This window comes from Actinotignum timonense, from assembly GCF_030216305.1.
Lineage (GTDB): Bacteria > Actinomycetota > Actinomycetes > Actinomycetales > Actinomycetaceae > Actinotignum > Actinotignum timonense_A.
The window spans coordinates 1-19,915 of record NZ_JASOKT010000019.1 but is presented as its reverse complement, the minus strand read 5'-3'; the positions used below and the strand labels follow the sequence as shown (position 1 = coordinate 19,915).

Here is a 19,915-nt window from a genome sequence, read left to right as displayed (position 1 = left end):
AGGCAAGATAGACAGGATGAGTGGACAGCGCGGCAACCAGGGGCACGCGGCCACCGCGCTCCCCGCGGTGCCCGCCGGTATAAAAGCACGCCGCCACCGGCGCTTCTGGACGTTCCTCATCCTCACCGTGCTCCTCGCTTTGGGTATGCTCCTCTCCGCACACCTGGGCCAATTCCCCGTCACCGTGGGGGATGTAGCCCGCGGCGTTGCCGCCCGCTTCGGGCTGGCCGCGCCCCCGGAAGACCCCCTCGTCATGGCGGCGCTCTGGAATATTCGCTTCCCCCGCATCTGCTTAGGTGTCCTGGTGGGCGGGGCGCTCGCGGTGGCCGGCGCCGTTATGCAGGCGGTCTTCTCCAACCCGCTGGCCGAACCGGGAATTATCGGGGTGTCCTCCGGATGTGCTTTCGGAGCCGCCCTCACCATGGTTTTTGTTCCCGGAGCCCTGGGCGGTTTCTCGGTACCGCTAGGGGCATTCGCCGCCGGGCTCGTCACCTCTGCCACCGTCTACCTGCTGGCGCGCTCGCACGGGCGCGCTGAAACTCTCACCCTGGTGCTCACCGGCATCGCCGTGACCGCGGTGGCCTCCGCCCTCACCTCCATAGCCACCTACCTGGCCGATACCAATGCCCGCGAACAAATCGTGTTCTGGCAGATGGGATCGCTGGCCGGGGCCTCCTGGTTCCAGGTTGCCGTGGTGGGTGCGGTGGTGGGCATCGGTATCCTTGGAGCCCTCGCGCTGGCCGGCCGCCTCGACCTGCTCAGCCTGGGGGAGCGCGAAGCTGGGCACGTGGGTGTGAACGTCGCCGCCCTGCGTGCCGCCGCCATCGTGCTCACCGCCATCCTTACTGCCGCCGCCGTGTGCTTTGCCGGCGTGATCGGCTTCGTGGGCCTCATTGTTCCGCACGTGCTGCGTCTCCTCATGGGCCCCATGAATCGGATGCTCATCCCCGCCGCGCTCCTGGGCGGGGCGGTGCTCCTCACTTACGCCGACCTCGCGGCCCGCACCCTCGTGCCTTTCGCGGAACTCCCCATCGGAATCTTCACCGCGCTGGTGGGCGGCCCCACCTTCTTCATCCTGCTGCGCAAGAACCTGCGAGGTGCCCGTGGTTGATCTTTTCTCCGCGGTGGGCGGGCCGGCCGGGGCGCTTCGCGCCGAGCACCTCAATTTCGCCTACGGTACCCACCGGGTTCTCCACGACGTCAGCATTACCGCGCGCCCCGGGCGGGTCCTCGGGGTGCTCGGCCCTAACGGCACCGGCAAATCCACCCTGCTTTCCCTGCTGGCCGGCGACCTCAGCCCCACCTCCGGGCAGGTGCGCATCGGCACCACCGCGGTTACCTCCCTCTCTTGGCGGGAGCTGGCGCGCCTGCGCGCCGTCATGCCGCAAAACTCCACCTTCCCCTTCGCCTACCTGGTGCGCGACCTGGTGGCCATGGGCCTCGGATCCGGGAACGGGGCCGGGCGAGGCGGCGGCGCGGCACGGGGGAACGGGGCCGGGCGGGGGAACGGCGCGGCAGGCGCAAGCACCAGTACCACGAACGGGGCCGGCACCGGCAGAGCCGCGGGTGCTGCCATTATCGACGCCGCCCTGCACGCCGCCGACGTCACCCACCTCCAGGACCGCGATGTCACCCGCCTCTCGGGCGGCGAACAGGCCCGCGTTACTTTCGCGCGGGTGCTCGCCCAACGCGCCGGGGTGGTGCTCCTCGATGAGCCGACCGCCGCCCTCGATATTTCCCACCAGCAGCGCCTCCTCGAGCTGTGCCGGCGCCTGGCTGCCGGCGGGCACACCGTCGTCGCCGTGCTGCACGATATTCAACTGGCCGGCGCGCTCTGCGATGACGTGGTCCTCTTGCGCCACGGCCGGGTGGAAGCGGCCGGCACCCCACGCCAGGTACTCACCTCTGAGCTACTCACCCGGGTATACGAATGGCCGATCCGAGTGGAGACGCTGCGGGATGGGACCATCGTCGTCGTTCCTACCACCGCAACCACCACCGCGACCACCACCGCGACCACGTCCGAAAAGTGAGAAAGCAATTCTCACTACGTGGACACGGCTAGACTAAAGATCACGGCGGCACCGCCCGCCACCACAACACACGATACGAAGGGGAATAATGGCGCAGCTGCGATCGGCAACCTCAACAACAGGCCGGAATATGGCCGGGGCGCGGGCGCTCTGGCGCGCCACCGGGATGGGCTCGGAAGATTTCGGAAAACCGATTATTGCCATCGCTAATTCCTTCACCCAATTCGTTCCCGGGCACGTGCACCTGCGCAACGTCGGGAAAATCGTGGCGGACGTCATCCAGGCGAACGGCGGGGTGGCGCGCGAATTTAATACCATTGCCGTGGACGACGGCATCGCCATGGGTCACGAAGGCATGCTCTACTCGCTGCCCAGCCGCGAAATTATTGCTGACTCCATCGAATATATGTGCAATGCGCATACCGTGGATGCCCTCGTCTGCATTTCTAATTGCGATAAAATTACGCCCGGTATGCTCATCGCGGCCATGCGCCTGAATATTCCCACTATTTTTGTTTCCGGCGGTCCTATGGAGGCGGGCAAGCCGGTGGAAGGCGTCGTCGATCATAATATTGACCTCATCGACGCGATGGCCCTGGCCGTGGACGATTCCATCACGGACGACGAGCTCGCGCGCGTGGAAGAAAACGCCTGCCCCACCTGCGGTTCCTGCTCGGGCATGTTCACCGCAAATTCCATGAATTGCCTGACCGAAGCGCTGGGCATGTCCCTCCCCGGCAACGGCTCGACCCTCGCCACCGCCACCCGGCGCCGTCGGCTTTTCGAGGAGGCCGGGAAACGCATCGTCGCGCTCACGAAACGTTTTTATAACGACGACGACGCCAGCGTGCTGCCGCGCAATATTATGACGAAAGCGGCGTTTACCAATGCCATGTCCATGGATGTGGCTATGGGTGGCTCCACCAATACCGTGCTTCATATTTTGGCCATCGCCCAGGAAGGGCACGTGGATTTCACGCTCGCGGATATTGATGCGCTTTCGCGGCGGGTGCCCTGCATGGTCAAGCTCGCCCCGAATTCCACCGAATTCCATATTCAGGACTTCCACCGCGCCGGTGGGATTCCGGCGCTGCTCGGGGAAATGTACCGGGCGGGGATGCTCGATGATTCGGTGCATTCGGTGCATTCCGATGACCTGAAATCCTGGCTGGAAACCTGGGATATCCGCGGAGTGGCGCCTTCCGAGCAGGCCCGTGATCTTTTCAGCGCCGCGCCGGGGAACGTGCGCACCACCCGCGCATTTTCGCAGGATTCCACCTGGGAAAGCCCGGATCTGGACGGGGAACACGGCTGTATTCGCAGTGCCGATCACGCCTATACCAAGGACGGCGGGCTGTGCGTGCTGCGCGGGAACCTGGCGGAGGACGGTGCGGTTATTAAAACGGCCGGGATTAGCGAAGAGCTTTTCCATTTCGAAGGGCGGGCCCGGGTGGTCGATTCCCAAGAGGCCGCCGTCGAACTTATTTTGTCCAAAGCGGTGGAACCGGGCGATATTGTGGTGATCCGCTACGAGGGTCCCAAGGGTGGGCCCGGGATGCAAGAAATGCTCTATCCCACCTCCTACCTCAAGGGCCTGGGGCTCGGGAAGGTGTGCGGGCTCATTACCGACGGGCGTTTTTCCGGGGGAACTTCGGGTCTGTCCATCGGGCATGTGTCCCCGGAGGCGGCCGCGGGCGGCAATATTGCGCTGCTGCGCGAAGGTGATCATATTATTATCGACGTGCCCACCCGGCTGCTCGCCATGGATGTGTCCGAAGAAGAACTGGCCGAGCGGCGCGCACAGATGGGGGAGCTGCCCTGGCGCCCCGAGAAGCGGGACCGGCATGTTTCTAAGGCACTGCGGGCCTACGCCATGATGACCACCTCGGCGGATCGCGGGGCGGTGCGGGTGGTGGACGGCCGGGTGGATTAGCTACTCGTCGAAGGCTGGGCTGAGTTCGTGGGGTGGCTCCATGAGCCAGTGCCGGTCGGTGATCATGCGCGCGGCCGCCACCCCGGCACCCACCGCGCAGATCACCAGCACCACGTTGGTGAGCGCTCCGGCAGCCTGGGCGATTTGCCCGGCATTAATGGCGTGCAGACCGCGGAAAAATACCACTCCCGGAATCATGACGACGACGGCCGGCACGCTCAGCGAGACCCGGGAAAAACGGGTGCGGCGAGTGAGCAGGTGGGCGAGCACCCCCGCCCCGAGGGCCGCGAGGAAAACCGCGGCCACATTATAGAAACCAGCATCCTGGGCGGTCAGGCGCGCGGCATTGACAATCGCGCCGATGGCGCCGGCCAGTAGCGCCGCTCCCTGCTCCGCGGTGAAAAGCATGGCGAAACCGTAGGAGGCCACGAAGGTCGCGGCCGCGCGCGCCAGAGCCAGCCACGGCTCGGGGATTACGTAGGCGGCATGCGGGGCAATATCCGTCCCGAAAATAACGGTGACCACCCAGACCGCCATCCCGGCGGCCAGCATGAGCATGGTGACATAGGCGCCGCGGGTGAGCCCGGCGGAGAAATCAGCGCGAATCGTATCGAGCATCGCGGTGACCAGCGGGAAACCGGGAATGAGGAAGAGGAGGGCGGAAACCACTCCGGCTTCGTGCACCACCGCAATATCCCAACAGGCTTCGGCCACACCCACCGTGGCCAGGTAGAGCAGCGCGGCCAGCGCCCCCACCAGGAACCAAATCCCGAAATGATTGACGAGGCGGCGGGCCAGCCAGCCGCGCGCCGCCTGCCCCACGCTCGCCGCGAAGAAGACCGCGGCGCATTCGACCACCCCGCCCCGGTTGAGGAAACAGAAACAGGCGCAGGCCAGCCCGGACACCAGGGCCAGTAACCAGGCCGGATAGCTGCGGGCCCGCGCAATCGCATCATCGAGGGCGCTCGTGACCTGCGCGGGAGTGGAGCCGGCCGGGAGGGCATCAATGGCCACAATAAGGGCGTCAATACGGGCGGCATTCACGCCGAGGGCGCGCTGCTCGCCGGTAAGGGTGCACACATCCCCGCAGCCGTAGCACGTAACTGTGATCTCCGTGAAGGAGACCGCGGCGTGGGTGGTGCGGATTCCCAGGGCGTGCGCGGTGCGTTCCATGGAGTGTTTGACTCGGTAAGCGGAGGCGCCGCTGGCAAGGAGGAGTAAGCCGGCGCGCAAAACCGCCCGTGCGGCATAGCGCAGGTGGCTCGGGTGCTGCGGGGCGGGCGGCCGGTGCGAAAAGCTCACGCGTCCAGAGTACGCTTCTCGAAAAACCGCGGAAAACTGTCCGAACAATGAAACCGAAATCCACGATGTGAGACAGATTGATCTTTTTAGCGCTCGGGGACCGCGCTCCGGTAGTCTGAAGGGCATGGCTCAGATTCTTCTTATTATCGTAGTGAGGTAGCGCGCACCACCGGTTGCGCGCTCCCCTCACGTGAGGGGATTTTTTATGCGCCAACCACCACGCTTGCACCCCGCTCGGTGATACCGGAAGAACAGGCCCGAAGAACCAGGTGAACCAGGTTGAAGGAGGAACCATGGCCGCATCCGAGATGAATGCATCCGCGATGAGCGCGTCGGCCGCGTCCCGCCGGGACCATCCCGGTGAGATCCGCGAAAAAATGGACGGCGCCCGCGCCATTGTCCGCACCTTAGCGGAACTCGGTGTTGATGTCGTCTTCGGGCTGCCCGGCGGAGCTATTTTGCCCACCTACGACCCGATGTACGATAGCGATTCTCCCCGCCATATCCTGGTGCGCCACGAACAGGGCGGCGGGCACGCCGCCGAAGGCTACGCGCTAGCAACGGGGCGCGTGGGCGTGGTGATGGCCACCTCCGGGCCGGGGGCGACCAACCTTGTCACCCCGCTGCTCGATGCGAATATGGATTCGGTTCCGCTGGTGGCCATCACTGGCCAGGTGGGAGCGGCGGCCATCGGAACCGATGCTTTCCAGGAAGCCGATATCGTGGGTGCCACCATGCCCATGGTCAAGCATTCGTTCCTCGTCACCGATGCCGATGATATTCCGGCCCGCCTAGCCGAAGCTTTTTACCTCGCGGCGAGCGGGCGCCCCGGCCCCGTCCTCGTGGATATCGCGAAATCCGCGCAGAACCAAGAAACAGAATTTGTGTGGCCCCCGCGCCTGGACCTGCCCGGATACCGCCCGGCCGGCGAGCCTGATTCCGCCGCGGTACGCGAAGCTGCCCGGCTTATTGCCACCGCCGCCCGCCCCGTGCTCTACGTGGGGGGAGGGGCGGTGCGCGCCCGGGTCTCCCGCGAGGTCACGGAGCTGAGCGACCTGACCGGCGCCCCGGTGGTCACCACCCTGCCGGCCCGCGGCACCGTACCCGATTCCCATCCCCACAACCTGGGGATGCCGGGAATGCACGGCACCGTTCCCGCGGTGGGAGCCCTCCAGCGCAGCGATCTTATCGTGGCGCTGGGCGCGCGTTTCGATGACCGCGTGACCGGGGCCCTGGACGGTTTCGCGCCGAAGGCGAAGGTTATCCACCTCGATATTGACCCGGCCGAAGTGTCTAAGAACCGCACCGCGGACGTGGCGATTATCGGAGATCTGGCGCAATCCGTTCCCGCCCTCCTTGGCGAGGTGCGCGCGGCCCGCGCCCAGTATGGGGAAGCGAATCTGGATCCCTGGTGGGGCTACCTCAATCGCCTGCGGGAAACCTACCCGGCCGGCTACACCCCCACGGATGACGGCCTCATCTGCCCGCAATACGTGATCGAGCGCCTGGGCGCCGTGGCCGGAAGTGAAGACACCATCTGGGTGACCGGGGTGGGCCAGCACCAAATGTGGGCCTCGCAATTCTTGCGTTTCGAGCATCCGCACCGCTGGCTGTCCTCCGGGGGAGCGGGCACCATGGGCTACGGTATCCCGGCCGGCATGGGCGCGAAAGTCGGCCAGCCCGAACGCACCGTGTGGGTGATTGATGGCGACGGCTCCTTCCAGATGACCAATCAGGAACTGGCCACCTGCCGCCTCAATAACATCAATATCAAAGTGGCTGTTATTAATAACTCTTCGCTTGGGATGGTGCGCCAGTGGCAGACCCTCTTCTACGAGGGGCGCTATTCCTTCACTGATCTGGAAACCGGGAATAACACCCGCCGTATCCCCGATTTCGTGAAACTTGCTGAGGCTTATGATTGCGCGGCCTGGCGCGTGGAGAAGAAGGACGACGTCGACACCGCCATCCAGCGCGCCATGGAGATCAATGACCGCCCCGTCGTTATCGATTTTATTACCTCACCGGATGCGGAAGTGTGGCCGATGGTTGCCGCCGGGGTATCCAATGATGAGATTATGTACGCCAAGGGGCTGCGCCCCGAAGTGGATGAGAACTTCGCGTGAGTAGCGCATTTTCGCCGCTCGAGCCGCCACGAAAGGAAGGACAACAATGCCGCAGCGCCACACGCTCTCCGTACTGGTGGAGAATAAACCCGGAGTGCTCACGCGGGTGGCCGGGCTCTTCGCCCGCCGCGCGTTCAATATTCATTCGCTCGCCGTGGGAGAAACGGAAAACCCGGCGCTCTCGCGTATCACCGTGGTGGTCGACGCCGCGGTGCAACCCCTCGAACAGGTGGCCAAGCAGCTCAATAAGCTGGTCAACGTCATCAAAATCGTGGAATTGGACAGTGAGGAAGCGGTGCTGCGCCGCCTCGTCCTCATAAAAGTCGGTGCTGATGATACAACCCGCTCCCACGTGGTGCAGGTGGTGGACCTTTTCCGCGCCCACGTGGTGGATATGGTGCCGGATGCCGTCACCATTGAAGCCACCGGATCCGACCGTAAAATCGGCGCCCTGCTCACCGCTCTGGAACCCTACGGGATCCGGGAAATTGTGCAGTCGGGAACCGTGGCGCTCGGGCGCGGATCCCATTCGCTTTCCGAACGTGTTACCGCAGATATGGCGGGAGACCCGGGCAACTTCCCGGAGGAGCTTGCCCGCGGGCGCATCTAAGCCAGAGCGGCGCGCGGCCAGCTGGCGGCGTCGTCGTACTTAATACAGGCCCGCACGCAACGCGGCGCCGTGACCGCAACGAAACCGAAACCGAGACAACGACAACCGTGGGGCCTGGCCCCGACCCAACAAAAGGAGAAAACCATGGCAGAAATTTTCCATGATGCCGATGCCGATCTGTCCCTCATCCAGTCGAAGAAGGTTGCCATTATTGGCTACGGGTCGCAGGGGCACGCCCACGCGCTCAACCTGCGCGATTCCGGCGTGGACGTGGTGGTGGGCCTGCGCGAAGGCTCCAGCTCGGTGGCGAAAGCGCAGGAGCAGGGCCTGACGGTGCGCTCCGTGGCCGATGCCACCAAGGAAGCGGACGTCGTGATGATCCTGGTGCCGGACCAGACCCAGCGCGGGCTGTGGGCCGCGGAAATCGAACCGAATCTCAAGGCCGACGCCGCGGTGTTCTTCGCCCACGGTTTCAATATTCACTACGGCTATATCAAGCCTGCTGCCGGCCACGATGTGTGCATGGTGGCGCCGAAGGGCCCGGGGCACACGGTGCGCCGCCAGTACGAAGACGGCCGCGGGGTGCCGGTGCTCGTCTGCGTGGAACAGGATGCCTCCGGGCAGGCCTGGGACGTGGCGCTGTCCTACGCCGCGGCGATCGGCGGTACCCGCGCCGGCGCCATTAAGACCACCTTCAAGGAAGAGACCGAAACGGACCTCTTCGGCGAACAGACCGTGCTGTGCGGCGGGGTTTCCCAGCTCATCACCTACGGTTTCGAGACCCTGGTGGAAGCCGGGTACCAGCCGGAAATGGCCTACTTCGAGGTGTGCCACGAACTCAAGCTCATCGTTGATCTCATTAACGAAGGTGGGCTGACCAAGCAGCGCTGGTCCTGCTCGGATACGGCCGAATACGGCGATTATGTTTCCGGCCCGCGCGTGATCACCCCGGATGTCAAGGACCATATGAAGGACGTGCTGGCCGATATCCAGAATGGTTCCTTCGCCAAGCGTTTCATCGACGACCAGGATGCCGGCGCCCCCGAGTTCAAGAAGCTGCGCGCCGAGCACGAGCGCCACCCGCTGGAGGCCACCGGGCGCGAGGTGCGTTCCATGTTCGCGTGGAATACCGACGTGGACGCCGATTACACCGATGGGCAGACCGCCCGCTAAGCGACGTGACCACGGTGCGCGACGGCGCGCGCACGGTGCGTTCGTGACGGTGCGCGAAAACGTGTGCTTCGGGCGCGCGGGACGTGACCGCCGTTGTTGCCGTTCCCAGGTGGGGCGGCTAGGATGAGCGCCAGTTAGCCGGCCCGCTCGCGGCAAGGTACCGCGGGTGGGCCGGTTTGCATGAGTTCAGTTCTGTTGGGAGAAAGGCCGCAGATGCGTCGTCGTTCCGCTTTCGCTTTCCTCGGGGTACTGGCCTTCGGCCTTGCTGCCTGCACCGATACCTCGGACGCACCGGGGGTGAAACCTACCGTGGCCGCTACCACTGATAGTACGACGGCGCCCAGCGGGCCCACCGCCAGCGCGACTCCGAGTGCGACTAAAGAACCCGCTCATCTGGTGCCCATCCAGCGCGGTGCCAATGTGGTGACGGAGAAAATCCCGGCGCCCCTAGATCAATGGGGCGGCATTCCCATCGGGGCGGACGGGGTAGCCGGAAGCGTCAACGAAGGCAAGCCGGTGGTGCGGGTATACTCCGATTACTGGTGCCCCTGGTGCAATGACCTGGTGCGCGACCACGGCGAAGAACTCATTCAGATGGCTAAAGACGGGAAGATCACCCTGGTCTACCACCCGAATATGCGCTTCGAGGAATCGTCCTACAGCGTCAAGGGCGAACAGGCTGAAGTGTGGTTCGCGGTTAACGCCCCGGATAAATACCTCGATTTCCACGAGCTGCTCTACAAAGAAGGCTCCATCCCGGTGGTCAAGCACGTGGATCGTGCCCAGCGCCAGCAGCCCGATCCGAAGCTCATTGAGGAATTCGCGACCCGGGTGGGCCTGGATGCGGCGCAGCTGGAAAGCTTGCGCACCACGCTGGCCGAGGATGAGTACCTGCCCCTTCTCAAGCAGCTGCGCGAACAATTCCTCGCGGACGGCATGAAGTACATTCCCGCCGTTGTTATTGACGAGAAACTGGTGAGCGACCCGAATAACGGCAACCTGGACCAATTCCTCGCGCCGCTGAAGTAAGTGGGGCGATAGCGAGCGAAAAAACTGTCGTAGTGGCGTGGCACAATAGAGGCCATGAAAGCCATTATGACTGTGACCGGAGTGGACCGTACCGGGATTATTGCGGCCGTCTCCGCTGAACTCGCCCGCCTCGGGGTAAATATCATCAACGTGACGCAGACCCTCATGGATGAGTACTTCACCATGATCCTCGAAGTGGCGCTCCCGGAGGGTAGTTCCATCACCCAGGTGCAGCAGGCCATGGCGGAGTTGGGCACCGCGGAAGCACTCGAGATTCACGTGCAGGCGGATTCCATTTTCCGCGCCATGCATCGCGTATAGAGTCGGCCGATGTAGCGTCCGGTCCGGTGCCTATTTCCGGCCGGCGCGCACGAATGGCACGACAGCGCGTACGGGAACTACGCACAGAAGCGAGAACGCGCACAATAGCACGCACGGGAATACGCACACCAACGTGCATGGGAACGCGCACAGGAACGGGAGAATACCTATATGTATGCCAGCAGTGAGCCCACTGCCCACAACATTCTGGAAACCCTCGCGATGATTCGCGAGGACCGCCTTGATATCCGCACCGTCACCATGGGAATTTCCCTGCTCGACTGCGCGGATTCTGATGGCGAGCGCGCTCGCGAACGGGCCCGCGCCCGCATTATGGAGCGGGCCGCGCGCCTGGTGCCGGTGGCCCAAGAAATCGAAGCGGAACTGGGCATCCCCATTATTAATAAGCGCATCTCCGTGACCCCGATTGCTATGGTGGCCGCGGCGAGCGGGGAAAAGGACCTCACCCCGTGGGCGGTTATGCTCGATGAATGCGCACGGGATATTGGCGTGGATTTCGTGGGTGGGTTCTCCGCTCTGGTGGAAAAAGGCATGACGTGCGCGGACGAGGCTCTCATCGATTCGATTCCCGCCGCGCTGGCCGCCACCTCGGTGGTGTGCTCCTCCGTCAATATCGGGACGTCGCGCGCCGGAATTAATATGAGCGCGGTGGCGCGCATGGGGGAGACCATTTGCGAGCTCGCCGCCCGCACGGATAAGGGTTCCGGGGCTGCTCGGCTGGTCGTTTTTGCTAATTCGGTGGGGGATAATCCCTTCATGGCCGGGGCTTTCCACGGGGTGGAAATGCCCGATTGCGTGGTGTCCGTAGGGGTATCCGGGCCGGGTGTTATTACCCGCGCTATTACGGCGGCGGAGGGCGCCTCCTTCGACGAGCTCGCGGAAGAAATCAAGCGCAGTGCTTTCAAGATCACCCGCATGGGGGAGCTGGTGGGGCAGCTGGCCGCCCAGCGCCTCGGCGTGCCCTTTGGGGTTGTTGATCTTTCTTTGGCTCCCACCCCGGAAGTGGGCGATTCGGTGGCGCGGGCCCTGGAAGCCATGGGCCTGGAACGCGTGGGCGCTCACGGCACCACCGCGGCCCTCGCCCTCCTCAATGACGCGGTGAAGAAGGGTGGGCTCATGGCCTGCTCGCACGTGGGCGGGCTCTCCGGTTCCTTCATCCCGGTCTCCGAGGACGAAGGCATGATCGAAGCCGCGCGGCTCGGCGCCATTAGCCTGGCCAAACTCGAAGCCATGACCGCCATTTGCTCGGTGGGCCTGGATATGATCGCGGTGCCCGGGGATACCCCGGCCGCGACCATCGCCGGCATGATCGCCGACGAAGCCGCCATCGGCATCATGAACTCCAAGACCACCGCCGTGCGGGTCATCCCCGCTACCGGCTTGAGCGAAGGCGATACCGTGGAATTTGGCGGGCTGCTCGGCAGTGCGCCGGTCATGCCGGTGAGCCCCTATTCCAGCGCGGCCTTCATCGCCCGCGGGGGCACCATCCCGGCGCCGGTACACGCATTCAAGAATTAGGCGGCGGTTGCGGCGGGGCGGCGGTTGCCGACTTCGCTGCTGTTCGTGGACAGTGCGGCGCTACCGGGCGTGGGCTGCTTGTTACCACCGCGTCCGCAGCACTACTAGCGGGCGCGAATAATTGCGGCGATGCCCTGCCCGCCGCCGATACACAGCGTCACAAGTGAATGCTCAATTCCGCGTTCGCGCTGGTTGAGGAGGGCGCGCAGCGAAATAATCGCTCCCGAGGCCCCCACCGGATGTCCCAGCGCAATCGCTCCGCCCAGCGGATTAACGATCTCCGGATCCAACTCCGCATCGCGAATCACCGCAATCGCCTGGGAAGCAAAAGCCTCATTAAGCTCCACCCAACCAATATCCGCCCGGCTCAGACCGGTGCGCTCCAGCACCTTCTCAATAGCCAAACGCGGCGCATAACCCATATACTCCGGTTCCACGCCGACGGTCGCCACATCCACCAGCTCACCCAGAATATCCACACCCGCCGCAATCGCATCCTCTTCCCGCATGAGGACAAGCATGGCTGCGCCGTCGTTAATTCCAGAAGAATTACCGGCCGTCACGGTGCCGTGCGCGGCAAAAACCGGAGAAAGGTGACTGAGCGTTTCGGCCGTCACCCCCGTGCGCGGATACTCTTCAGCAACGACGACGCGCTCCGTTGGCTTCCCGGCATCAATCGTGAAAGGGACCTTTTCCTTATCGAAAGCCCCGGAGGTGATGGCAGCCTGGGCGCGGGCCTGGGATTGGGCCGCAAAAGCATCCTGCTCGGCGCGCGAAATACCGAATTTTTCCGCCACCCGCTCCGCCGTCCAGCCCATCGGCCGGCCCGAAAACGGATCAGAAATCAGCGAAAAAGTGCCATCCACGTGCTCGGGCCCATCGAGGTGACCGGCCCGCGAAAAATCCATCACCGGCTGGCGCGTCATATTTTCCGCACCGCCGGCCATGACGATGCGCGCGTCCCCCGAGCGCAGGGCGCTCGCGCCGCTGGCCAACGCCTGCACCCCGGAGCCGCACACCCGATTGACAGTCAGGGCAGTGGAGGAGGCGCGTGCCCCGGCAGTCAGCGCGATACGGCGGGAAATATAGGCATCCGCACCGGTCTGGCCCACGCAACCCACCACGAAATCATCCACATCCGCCATCGGGATGCCGGCCCGCTCCGCGGCCGCGCGCGCCGCCGCCGCACCCAATTCATGCGCGGGAGTATTCGCGTAATAGCCGCGGAACTTCCCCGTGGGGATGCGAGCACCGCCAACAATGACGATAGTTGAATCGAACGCCATAACCTTGCCTCCAGAGATTCAAGAATTCAATTCTACGAGGAGAGCGGCGCCGGCTCCAGGAGACGTACCTAACCTCCCGAAAGAACGCGTCTCCGTGCCGTCACGCCGCACGCGGGCGTCTCGCAGAGTGAGATATTTGGTCTCACTAGGTGGACGGATCTCGTATACTCATCCACATGCGCGCCTCTATTAATCTTGCCGTTATTGCCGGGGATGGCATCGGTCCGGAAATCGTGCCCGAAGGCCTCAAAGTGCTACGTGCCGCGCTGGCGGAAAGTGGTACGGAGCTGAGCGTGACTCCCTATAGTATCGGGGCGCAACGCTACCTGGATACTGGGGAAACCCTGAGCACCGCGGATCTGGAGGCGCTGGCCGGGCATGATGCGCTGCTGCTCGGGGCTATCGGGGATCCGCGGGTGCCTGCCGGAATCCTCGAGCGGGAGATTTTGCTGCGGCTGCGCTTTGCCTTTGACCACTACGTTAATTTGCGACCCAGTGTGCTTTACCCCGGGGTTCCCACCCCGCTGGCGGAACCGGGAAATATTGACCTGGTGGTGGTGCGCGAAGGGACCGAAGGGCTGTACTCGGGCAACGGCGGCAGTGTTCACCGCGGCATGCCCACCGAAGTGGCAACGGAAGTATCTGTCAACACCGCTCACGGAACTGAGCGCTTGGTGCGTTACGCCTTTGAGCTGGCCGCCTCCCGGCCCCGCCGCCACCTCACCCTCGTCCACAAAACCAATGTGCTCGTGCACGCGGGCGGGCTCTGGCAGCGTACCGTTGATCGCCTCGCCGCGGAGTACCCGGATATCAACGTTGATTACTGCAATGTGGATGCCGCCACGATTTACCTGGTGACCGACCCGCAGCGTTTCGACGTTATCGTGACGGATAATCTGTTTGGCGATATTCTGACCGACGAAGCCGGGGCGGTAAGCGGGGGAGTGGGGCTTGCGGCGTCGGGCAATATTAACCCCGAAGGCGACTTCCCCTCCATGTTCGAACCGATCCACGGTTCGGCTCCGGATATTGCGGGGACCGGGAAAGCCGATCCGACGGCGACCATCGCCTCGGTGGCGCTGATGCTGCGCCACCTCGGGCTCGCCGGGCCGGCCGCGCGTATTGAGGCGGCTATCCGGGCGGATATGGAAGCGCGTGCCGAGGCCTCGGCGCGCGGTGTGCCACTGCGCCGCACAACCACCCAGATCGGGGATGCTATTCTCGCCGCTATGGAAGATAACCGTTAAGGATCACCACCAAGAAAGAAGGACTCAGGTATGAGCGTTCCGATGACTCCGGAAGAAATGGAAGCTGCCGCTACCACCCCCGCGCCCGCGGATAGCCTCGCGGGGCGGTTCGCTGTGCACCCGAATGAGCACCCGGCCAGCGATGAAGAGGTCAGCCAGGTCCTGGCCGGCCCCGGTTTCGGCCGCTACTTCACGGATCACATGGCGCGGGCAACCTGGACCGCGGAACAAGGCTGGCATAACCACGCCATCGTGCCCTACGGACCGCTCAGCCTGGACCCGGCCGGTGCGGTGCTCCACTACGGCCAGGAAGTTTTTGAGGGCCTGAAAGCCTACCGGCATGCGGATGGATCGCTATGGCTATTCCGCCCCACCTACAACGGGGTGCGCCTGAACTTCTCGGGGCATCGGCTCGCTATCCCGGAGCTGCCCGTGGATGATTTCGTGGCCTCGCTGGTGGATCTGGTGCGCCAGGACCGGCGCTGGGTTCCGGGAGCGGCGGGCGAATCGCTGTACCTGCGGCCCTTCATTTTCGCTTCGGAAGCTTTCCTCGGGGTGCGGGCGGCAGCGGCCTACGAATACATCGTGCTCGCCTCGCCGGCCGGGGCGTATTTCCCCAACGGTTTCCAGCCCATCAAGGTGTGGGTGGAACCCGATTACCACCGCGCCGGCCCCGGCGGCATGGGCGCGGCGAAGACCGGCGGGAACTACGCGGCCTCGCTGCTGCCCAAGGTCACCGCGAGCGCGGCCGGATACGATGAGGTTCTTTTCCTCGACGCCGCAACCGCCACGAACCTCGATGAGCTGGGCGGGATGAACGTGTTTGTGGTCTACGCCGACGGTAGCGTGGCCACCCCGAAACTTACCGGCAATATCCTGCCCGGTAATACCCGTTCGTGCATTATGCAACTGCTGCGCCGTGCCGGGGTGGAGGTTCGCGAAGATACCCTTGCTTTGCGCGATGTGGTGAGCGGAATTCAGGACGGTAGTGTGGCGGAAATGTTCGCTTGCGGGACCGCGGCCGTGGTGACTGCCATTGGCCAGCTCACCGGGGAAGATTTCAGCGTCGAGCTGCCTACTCACACCGTGGCCCAGCGGATCTACGAGGAGCTGACCGGAATCCAAAACGGTACTCGCGAAGATCCCTTCGGGTGGATGTACCGGATCGCGTAGCGCGGCTGGGCTGAGTTGCGCTGCGTGCGTGGGGCTGGTTGAACTACTACGCGCGACGCTGACCTAGCTGACGATTCGTATCTGGGCCGCTACGCGCGGGGCCGAGTTGAGCTACGCGCGCGGCCGCGGGACGAGGAAGCAGCCGGCACCAGCGGCCACCGTCACGCTCAGCGGGGTGGGGAAGAGGTCTTCGCCGTCGACCGCAGGAATAAGACCGGGCATCTCCAAGCGAACACTGTTGACCTGAATCTGGGTGACGATATCGCGCAGGTTGGAAAAATCTCCGGTGTAGATATTGCGAAGGTTGCGGGCCGCGGTGCGGCGCGATACCGGGCCGACGACGGTGAGGGCCAGCTTGCCATCACGCGGATCCGCATGCGAGCACATCCGGATCCCGCCTCCGTAACTGCTGGTATTACCCACCGCGCAGAGGGTAGCTTCCAGGGTGAAGGGTTCGCCGCCGTCGATACTCAAGGTGAGCGGGGTGGTGCGCATGGCCGCCACTTCGGCAAGCACCGCGAGGAAATAGGCGGCCGAACCACCCGGCCACCGGATCTGTTTGGCGCGAGCATTAATGCGGGTATCGATCCCCGCGGCGAGGATCGAGGTAAAATAGCGGCGCTCGGGTTGGGAAACACCGTTTACTTTGCGAATGGCCAGGCCCAGGTCGGTCATCACCGTATACCCGGACGCGATGGTGCGGGCGGCCCCGGCGACGTTGAGCGGAATACCAAGGCCGCGCGCAATATCGTTCCCGGTCCCGCCCGCAACTAAGCCGAGCGGTTTACCGGTGCCGGCCTGCTCCTGCACGATGAGATTCGCCAATCCGTCCCCACCGCAGGCAACCAGGGCGTCGATATTAGGATCGGCCAGCGCTAATCTGGCATTCTTACGAGTTTCCGCGACGGTGGTGGCGTAGTGCCCCACCACGTCAATGCCATATTTGAGCAGTTCAGCGGTCATATGGGCAGCTAGCGACGTGGCGCGGCCCTTTCCCGCGGTCGGGTTGGTGAGGAGGACAACGCGCCGGATCTGGCGCGGTCCCTCCGGATAGCCGTTTCGCTGGTGCTGCTGCGCCGCAGAATCTTGCATAGTGGCAAGCCCTCTTTCCCTCGGTGGTGGTGGCGCGCTCCGAGCCGCATAATTCCCTGCAAGGCCGCGCCTGAAAACACCGCTCACAGGTGAGCACTGTTCCCTCATCGTAACCGAGCTGCCGAACGGGCGCGGCCGGTGTCCGCTAGGCTGGCGGTATGACAATGACGTATCGCCCGGTAGGGAAGTCCGGCCTGATGGTATCCGCCGTCGGCATCGGTGGTAATAATTTTGGCCGCGCCCACACGCAAACCGAAACGCAAGAAGGTACGAATGCCGTGGTGCGAGCCGCGCTTGAAGAAGGAATCACCACCTTCGATCTTGCCGACGTGTACGGCAAAGAACCCGGACTTTCGGAAACTATGTTCGGAACGGCGTTACGGGAAGCGGGTGAGCTGGCCCGCGGCGTCGTCGTGATAACAAAATTTGGTATGGATATGCAGGGGCGCAACGGCGCGGATTACGGGGCGCGCGGTTCGCGGCGCTACGTGACGCGGGCCTTGGAGGCATCGTTGCGCCGGCTCGGCGTGGAGGCGATTGACCTGTATTTTTATCACACGCCGGATGGTGTGACGCCGCCCGAGGAGACGCTTGAGGCGCTGTCGGATGCGGTGCGGGCGGGCAAAATTCGGTATTACGCGACGTCGAACCACGCCGGGTGGCAGCTTGCTGATGCTTCGCATCTGGCGGCTGCGCGCGGGCTGGTGGGGCCAATTGCTACTGAGTCGCATTACAACTTGATTGATCGGCGCGCGGAGCTGGAGGTGGTGCCGGCTGCGCAGCGCTTTGGCCTGGGGATTTTCCCGTACTTCCCGCTGGCGAACGGGTTGCTGACGGGCAAGTATCGGCGCGGTGCGGCTCCGGAGGGCTCGCGGATTGCGCACTCGAAGGCGGTGCTGCTGGAGTCCACGGACTGGGAGCAGATTGAGGCTTTTGTTGCGTTTGCGCAGGCGCGCGGCGTGACGCCGGTGCAGGTGGCGATGTCGTGGTTGGCCTCGCGGCCGTGCGTGGCTTCCGTTATTGCCGGTGCGACGACGCCGCAGCAAGTCCGCCAGAATGCAGCCTCCTTGGTGTGGGAGCCGAGCAGCGGGGACCTAACTGAGCTCGACGCGATCTTCCCGCCGCCGGAGAAGGTGGCGTTGTTTTAGGGACTGTGGGGTGGCCGTCTGGTTTGGAAGAGTGGCAGAAGTTCTCATGTGTGTTGGTTTTCCAGATTCGCCTCCACCGACTAGGCTCGTAGCGAGCGGTTTTCCACGCCGAGGCGTGGGTAATTCGGTATCTAGTATCTTGCTTAGGTGGGCCGCTTTTCCCCGCGTGAGCGGGGGTAACACTACCTGTGTTTTGTGTCATTTGTTTAGCTCAGCACTACCTGAGGGAGATTTTATAAGAACGTATCATGTATTTTGCTTCGCTATTTTTTCTGGTAGTCTCGTTTTATCTCAAAGAAGAGGGAGTATGGGAAAGTGAACTGAACGAGGTTTTCTTCCATTCGAGTAGATAAGGACATTTGGACTATGCCGAAGAAATTTGATCAAGAAGCTAAGGGGCGAGTTGTTCGTCTTATCGAGGACCGGATATGGGCCGAGAACATGTCCTTACAAGCGGCTTGCAAGGCTGTGGCGTCCAAATATGATGTTTCCTGGCATACGGTCCGCCGCTGGGTCCAGCAGGCTCGTAAGAACGAGTCTGTCGGGCGGGCGGAAGAAGACGTGGTAGCGGAAAATATGCGGCTACGCCGAGAGAACCGGGAACTACGCGACGTCAATGAACTCCTGAAAGCCGCGTCGGCCTTTTTTGCGTGTCAGGCAGGCCACCCACATCAGAAATAATCGCGGTCATTGGCAAGTCGGCGGTTGACGGTGTGGTTGTGAATTAATCATAGGTATGCTGTTTGGGGAGTTTCCATGACAATCACGGCACACTGGTTAAACCTGTTTCACTCTCGAAATCCACGAGAAATTGCTTTGGAATACGTTTGCCTGAAACATGGTTATATAGGCGCTTACGCTATCAGTTTCTGACTTAGTAGTCACCAGATGCGCTTGCATCAGTCATTCCGGTTTAACGCGTTCTTGATAATTTTCCCGCTTGCGCGGGGAAGGGTTACTGTCGCTTGCGTGAGGTGGCGCGGGCCACTGCATGAGCGCGGCGAGGTCATCAGCGACGCCGGGCGGGATAGGATCACGTCCGGATTCCCAGGCGCGCAGGGTGCGGGGTGAGACGTCGAGGGCCGCGGCGCATTGCTTTACTGATAGGTGCAGGCGGCGCCGGCTGGCGGCGAAAGTATCTTTATCCATGGTTCAATGCTACTTATATACGGCGATAGGGCGCCGTAGCGCCCTATCAATGGAATTTTCCCCCCGCTTGCGCGGGGAACAGAAGCTACGCGGGCACTCATGAAATAAGAATCCGGAATTACTCCCGCTCGGGCGGGGAACAGGAGATATGCGTTGTTCTTCATACCCCTACCGTGGAATTACTCCCGCTCGCGCGGGGAAGAGTGTAACTCCAGTTCCTGCACGGCGGCGGTCATGGAATTACCCCCGCTTGCGCGGGGAAGAGTCAATCTGCCATGAGATGATAGACCCGCGCTTGGAATTACCCCCGCTCGCGCGGGGAAGAGGAGGTAGTGGCATATCCTCCGGTCTTGACTTCGGAATTACCCCCGCTCGCGCGGGGAAGAGATGATTTGCGAGATACCGGCGAGCCCGCCGCCGGAATTACCCCCGCTCGCGCGGGGAAGAGTGGTAATTATCGCGGGGCGGCTGTGAAACTTTGGAATTACCCCCGCTCGCGCGGGGAAGAGTGCGCGTACCCGGTTCGAGTGGGATAACAAGGTGGAATTACCCCCGCTCGCGCGGGGAAGAGGGCAGAGGGTCAGCCGCCGGGCCGTAGGTATCGGAATTACCCCCGCTCGCGCGGGGAAGAGAGTCGTTTCTACACCCATTATTTTTATCTCCTGGAATTACCCCCGCTCGCGCGGGGAAGAGAGTCGTTTCTACACCCATTATTTTTATCTCCTGGAATTACCCCCGCTCGCGCGGGGAAGAG

17 protein-coding genes and 1 CRISPR repeat array are annotated in these 19,915 nt (G+C 63.3%); of the genes, 13 read left to right on the top strand and 4 right to left on the bottom strand.

Annotated elements, in window-relative coordinates; genetic code table 11:
* The first annotated feature begins 16 nt into the window (after window positions 1-16).
* The 3 genes from QP305_RS08115 (at window position 17) to ilvD (ending at window position 3,966) form a co-directional block, all read left to right on the top strand.
* Entirely contained in the window at window positions 17-1,111 is a 1,095-nt protein-coding gene (locus QP305_RS08115) for a FecCD family ABC transporter permease (RefSeq protein WP_284904854.1), read from the top strand.
* A complete protein-coding gene (locus QP305_RS08110) occupies window positions 1,104-2,033 on the top strand; it encodes an ABC transporter ATP-binding protein (protein WP_284904853.1) in 930 nt (309 codons plus the stop codon). The genes QP305_RS08115 and QP305_RS08110 overlap by 8 nt, the downstream gene beginning before the upstream one ends.
* A gap of 88 nt (window positions 2,034-2,121) precedes the next feature.
* Window positions 2,122-3,966: a dihydroxy-acid dehydratase gene (ilvD, locus tag QP305_RS08105; protein ID WP_026429555.1), complete on the top strand. Its 1,845-nt coding sequence runs from the start codon at window positions 2,122-2,124 to the stop codon at window positions 3,964-3,966.
* Here ilvD and QP305_RS08100 read toward each other — a convergent pair whose 3' ends face one another.
* On the bottom strand, window positions 3,967-5,268 hold the full coding sequence (locus tag QP305_RS08100) for a threonine/serine ThrE exporter family protein (RefSeq protein WP_284904852.1): 1,302 nt from the start codon (window positions 5,266-5,268) through the stop codon (window positions 3,967-3,969).
* A 293-nt stretch (window positions 5,269-5,561) separates the two neighbouring features.
* On the opposite strand from QP305_RS08100, the gene QP305_RS08095 reads away from it, so the two are divergent.
* The 6 genes from QP305_RS08095 to QP305_RS08070 all read left to right on the top strand — a co-directional run bounded on the left by QP305_RS08095 (window position 5,562) and on the right by QP305_RS08070 (window position 12,066).
* Window positions 5,562-7,394 (top strand): acetolactate synthase large subunit, encoded by a 1,833-nt coding sequence (locus tag QP305_RS08095; protein ID WP_284904851.1) that lies wholly within the window; start codon window positions 5,562-5,564, stop codon window positions 7,392-7,394.
* Window positions 7,395-7,440: 46 nt separating this feature from the next.
* The gene (gene ilvN, locus QP305_RS08090; RefSeq protein ID WP_284904850.1) at window positions 7,441-8,004 is read left to right on the top strand and encodes an acetolactate synthase small subunit; all 564 of its coding nucleotides are present in this window, start codon (window positions 7,441-7,443) and stop codon (window positions 8,002-8,004) included.
* 144 nt (window positions 8,005-8,148) lie between these two features.
* Window positions 8,149-9,177, top strand: coding sequence for a ketol-acid reductoisomerase (gene ilvC / locus QP305_RS08085; protein WP_284904849.1), 1,029 nt, complete (start codon window positions 8,149-8,151; stop codon window positions 9,175-9,177).
* Window positions 9,178-9,390: 213 nt separating this feature from the next.
* A complete protein-coding gene (locus QP305_RS08080; RefSeq protein WP_284904848.1) occupies window positions 9,391-10,206 on the top strand; it encodes a DsbA family protein in 816 nt (271 codons plus the stop codon).
* Window positions 10,207-10,260: 54 nt separating this feature from the next.
* On the top strand, window positions 10,261-10,527 hold the full coding sequence (locus QP305_RS08075; RefSeq protein WP_026429560.1) for an ACT domain-containing protein: 267 nt from the start codon (window positions 10,261-10,263) through the stop codon (window positions 10,525-10,527).
* A gap of 171 nt (window positions 10,528-10,698) precedes the next feature.
* Window positions 10,699-12,066, top strand: a complete 1,368-nt coding sequence (locus QP305_RS08070) for a PFL family protein (RefSeq protein ID WP_284904847.1) — start codon at window positions 10,699-10,701, stop codon at window positions 12,064-12,066.
* Between the two features lie 104 nt (window positions 12,067-12,170).
* Here the strand turns inward: QP305_RS08070 and QP305_RS08065 are convergent, their stop codons facing one another.
* Window positions 12,171-13,352 (bottom strand): thiolase family protein, encoded by a 1,182-nt coding sequence (locus tag QP305_RS08065; RefSeq protein WP_284904846.1) that lies wholly within the window; start codon window positions 13,350-13,352, stop codon window positions 12,171-12,173.
* A 176-nt stretch (window positions 13,353-13,528) separates the two neighbouring features.
* Here QP305_RS08065 and QP305_RS08060 point away from each other — a divergent pair, with 176 nt between their 5' ends.
* Both QP305_RS08060 and QP305_RS08055 read left to right on the top strand, forming a co-directional pair.
* Window positions 13,529-14,599 carry a 3-isopropylmalate dehydrogenase gene (locus tag QP305_RS08060; protein WP_284904845.1) on the top strand — a complete coding sequence of 357 codons (1,071 nt, stop codon included), beginning with the start codon at window positions 13,529-13,531 and terminating at the stop codon, window positions 14,597-14,599.
* A gap of 30 nt (window positions 14,600-14,629) precedes the next feature.
* Window positions 14,630-15,772: a branched-chain amino acid aminotransferase gene (locus QP305_RS08055; protein WP_284904844.1), complete on the top strand. Its 1,143-nt coding sequence runs from the start codon at window positions 14,630-14,632 to the stop codon at window positions 15,770-15,772.
* A 111-nt stretch (window positions 15,773-15,883) separates the two neighbouring features.
* Here the strand turns inward: QP305_RS08055 and QP305_RS08050 are convergent, their stop codons facing one another.
* On the bottom strand, window positions 15,884-16,864 hold the full coding sequence (locus QP305_RS08050) for a diacylglycerol/lipid kinase family protein (RefSeq protein ID WP_284904843.1): 981 nt from the start codon (window positions 16,862-16,864) through the stop codon (window positions 15,884-15,886).
* Window positions 16,865-17,022: 158 nt separating this feature from the next.
* On the opposite strand from QP305_RS08050, the gene QP305_RS08045 reads away from it, so the two are divergent.
* Window positions 17,023-18,012 carry an aldo/keto reductase gene (locus tag QP305_RS08045; protein ID WP_284904842.1) on the top strand — a complete coding sequence of 330 codons (990 nt, stop codon included), beginning with the start codon at window positions 17,023-17,025 and terminating at the stop codon, window positions 18,010-18,012.
* Between the two features lie 366 nt (window positions 18,013-18,378).
* Window positions 18,379-18,693 carry a transposase gene (locus QP305_RS08040; RefSeq protein WP_284904841.1) on the top strand — a complete coding sequence of 105 codons (315 nt, stop codon included), beginning with the start codon at window positions 18,379-18,381 and terminating at the stop codon, window positions 18,691-18,693.
* A gap of 222 nt (window positions 18,694-18,915) precedes the next feature.
* Here QP305_RS08040 and QP305_RS08035 read toward each other — a convergent pair whose 3' ends face one another.
* Window positions 18,916-19,161, bottom strand: a complete 246-nt coding sequence (locus tag QP305_RS08035; RefSeq protein WP_284904840.1) for a helix-turn-helix domain-containing protein — start codon at window positions 19,159-19,161, stop codon at window positions 18,916-18,918.
* A gap of 114 nt (window positions 19,162-19,275) precedes the next feature.
* Window positions 19,276-19,915: direct repeats of the CRISPR family, unit length 29 nt; unit sequence GGAATTACCCCCGCTCGCGCGGGGAAGAG.

Excerpts from the sequence above, each read along its gene's own strand:
- QP305_RS08040 (WP_284904841.1), top strand. The coding sequence starts at position 18,379 with ATGCCGAAGAAATTTGATCAAGAAGCTAAGGGGCGAGTTGTTCGTCTT.
- QP305_RS08075 (WP_026429560.1), top strand. The coding sequence starts at position 10,261 with ATGAAAGCCATTATGACTGTGACCGGAGTGGACCGTACCGGGATTATT.
- QP305_RS08095 (WP_284904851.1), top strand. The coding sequence starts at position 5,562 with ATGGCCGCATCCGAGATGAATGCATCCGCGATGAGCGCGTCGGCCGCG.
- QP305_RS08080 (WP_284904848.1), top strand. The coding sequence starts at position 9,391 with ATGCGTCGTCGTTCCGCTTTCGCTTTCCTCGGGGTACTGGCCTTCGGC.
- QP305_RS08045 (WP_284904842.1), top strand. The coding sequence starts at position 17,023 with ATGACAATGACGTATCGCCCGGTAGGGAAGTCCGGCCTGATGGTATCC.
- QP305_RS08035 (WP_284904840.1), bottom strand. The coding sequence starts at position 19,161 with ATGGATAAAGATACTTTCGCCGCCAGCCGGCGCCGCCTGCACCTATCA.
- QP305_RS08060 (WP_284904845.1), top strand. The coding sequence starts at position 13,529 with ATGCGCGCCTCTATTAATCTTGCCGTTATTGCCGGGGATGGCATCGGT.
- QP305_RS08055 (WP_284904844.1), top strand. The coding sequence starts at position 14,630 with ATGAGCGTTCCGATGACTCCGGAAGAAATGGAAGCTGCCGCTACCACC.
- QP305_RS08070 (WP_284904847.1), top strand. The coding sequence starts at position 10,699 with ATGTATGCCAGCAGTGAGCCCACTGCCCACAACATTCTGGAAACCCTC.
- QP305_RS08050 (WP_284904843.1), bottom strand. The coding sequence starts at position 16,864 with ATGCAAGATTCTGCGGCGCAGCAGCACCAGCGAAACGGCTATCCGGAG.
- QP305_RS08065 (WP_284904846.1), bottom strand. The coding sequence starts at position 13,352 with ATGGCGTTCGATTCAACTATCGTCATTGTTGGCGGTGCTCGCATCCCC.
- QP305_RS08115 (WP_284904854.1), top strand. The coding sequence starts at position 17 with ATGAGTGGACAGCGCGGCAACCAGGGGCACGCGGCCACCGCGCTCCCC.
- ilvN (WP_284904850.1), top strand. The coding sequence starts at position 7,441 with ATGCCGCAGCGCCACACGCTCTCCGTACTGGTGGAGAATAAACCCGGA.
- ilvC (WP_284904849.1), top strand. The coding sequence starts at position 8,149 with ATGGCAGAAATTTTCCATGATGCCGATGCCGATCTGTCCCTCATCCAG.
- ilvD (WP_026429555.1), top strand. The coding sequence starts at position 2,122 with ATGGCGCAGCTGCGATCGGCAACCTCAACAACAGGCCGGAATATGGCC.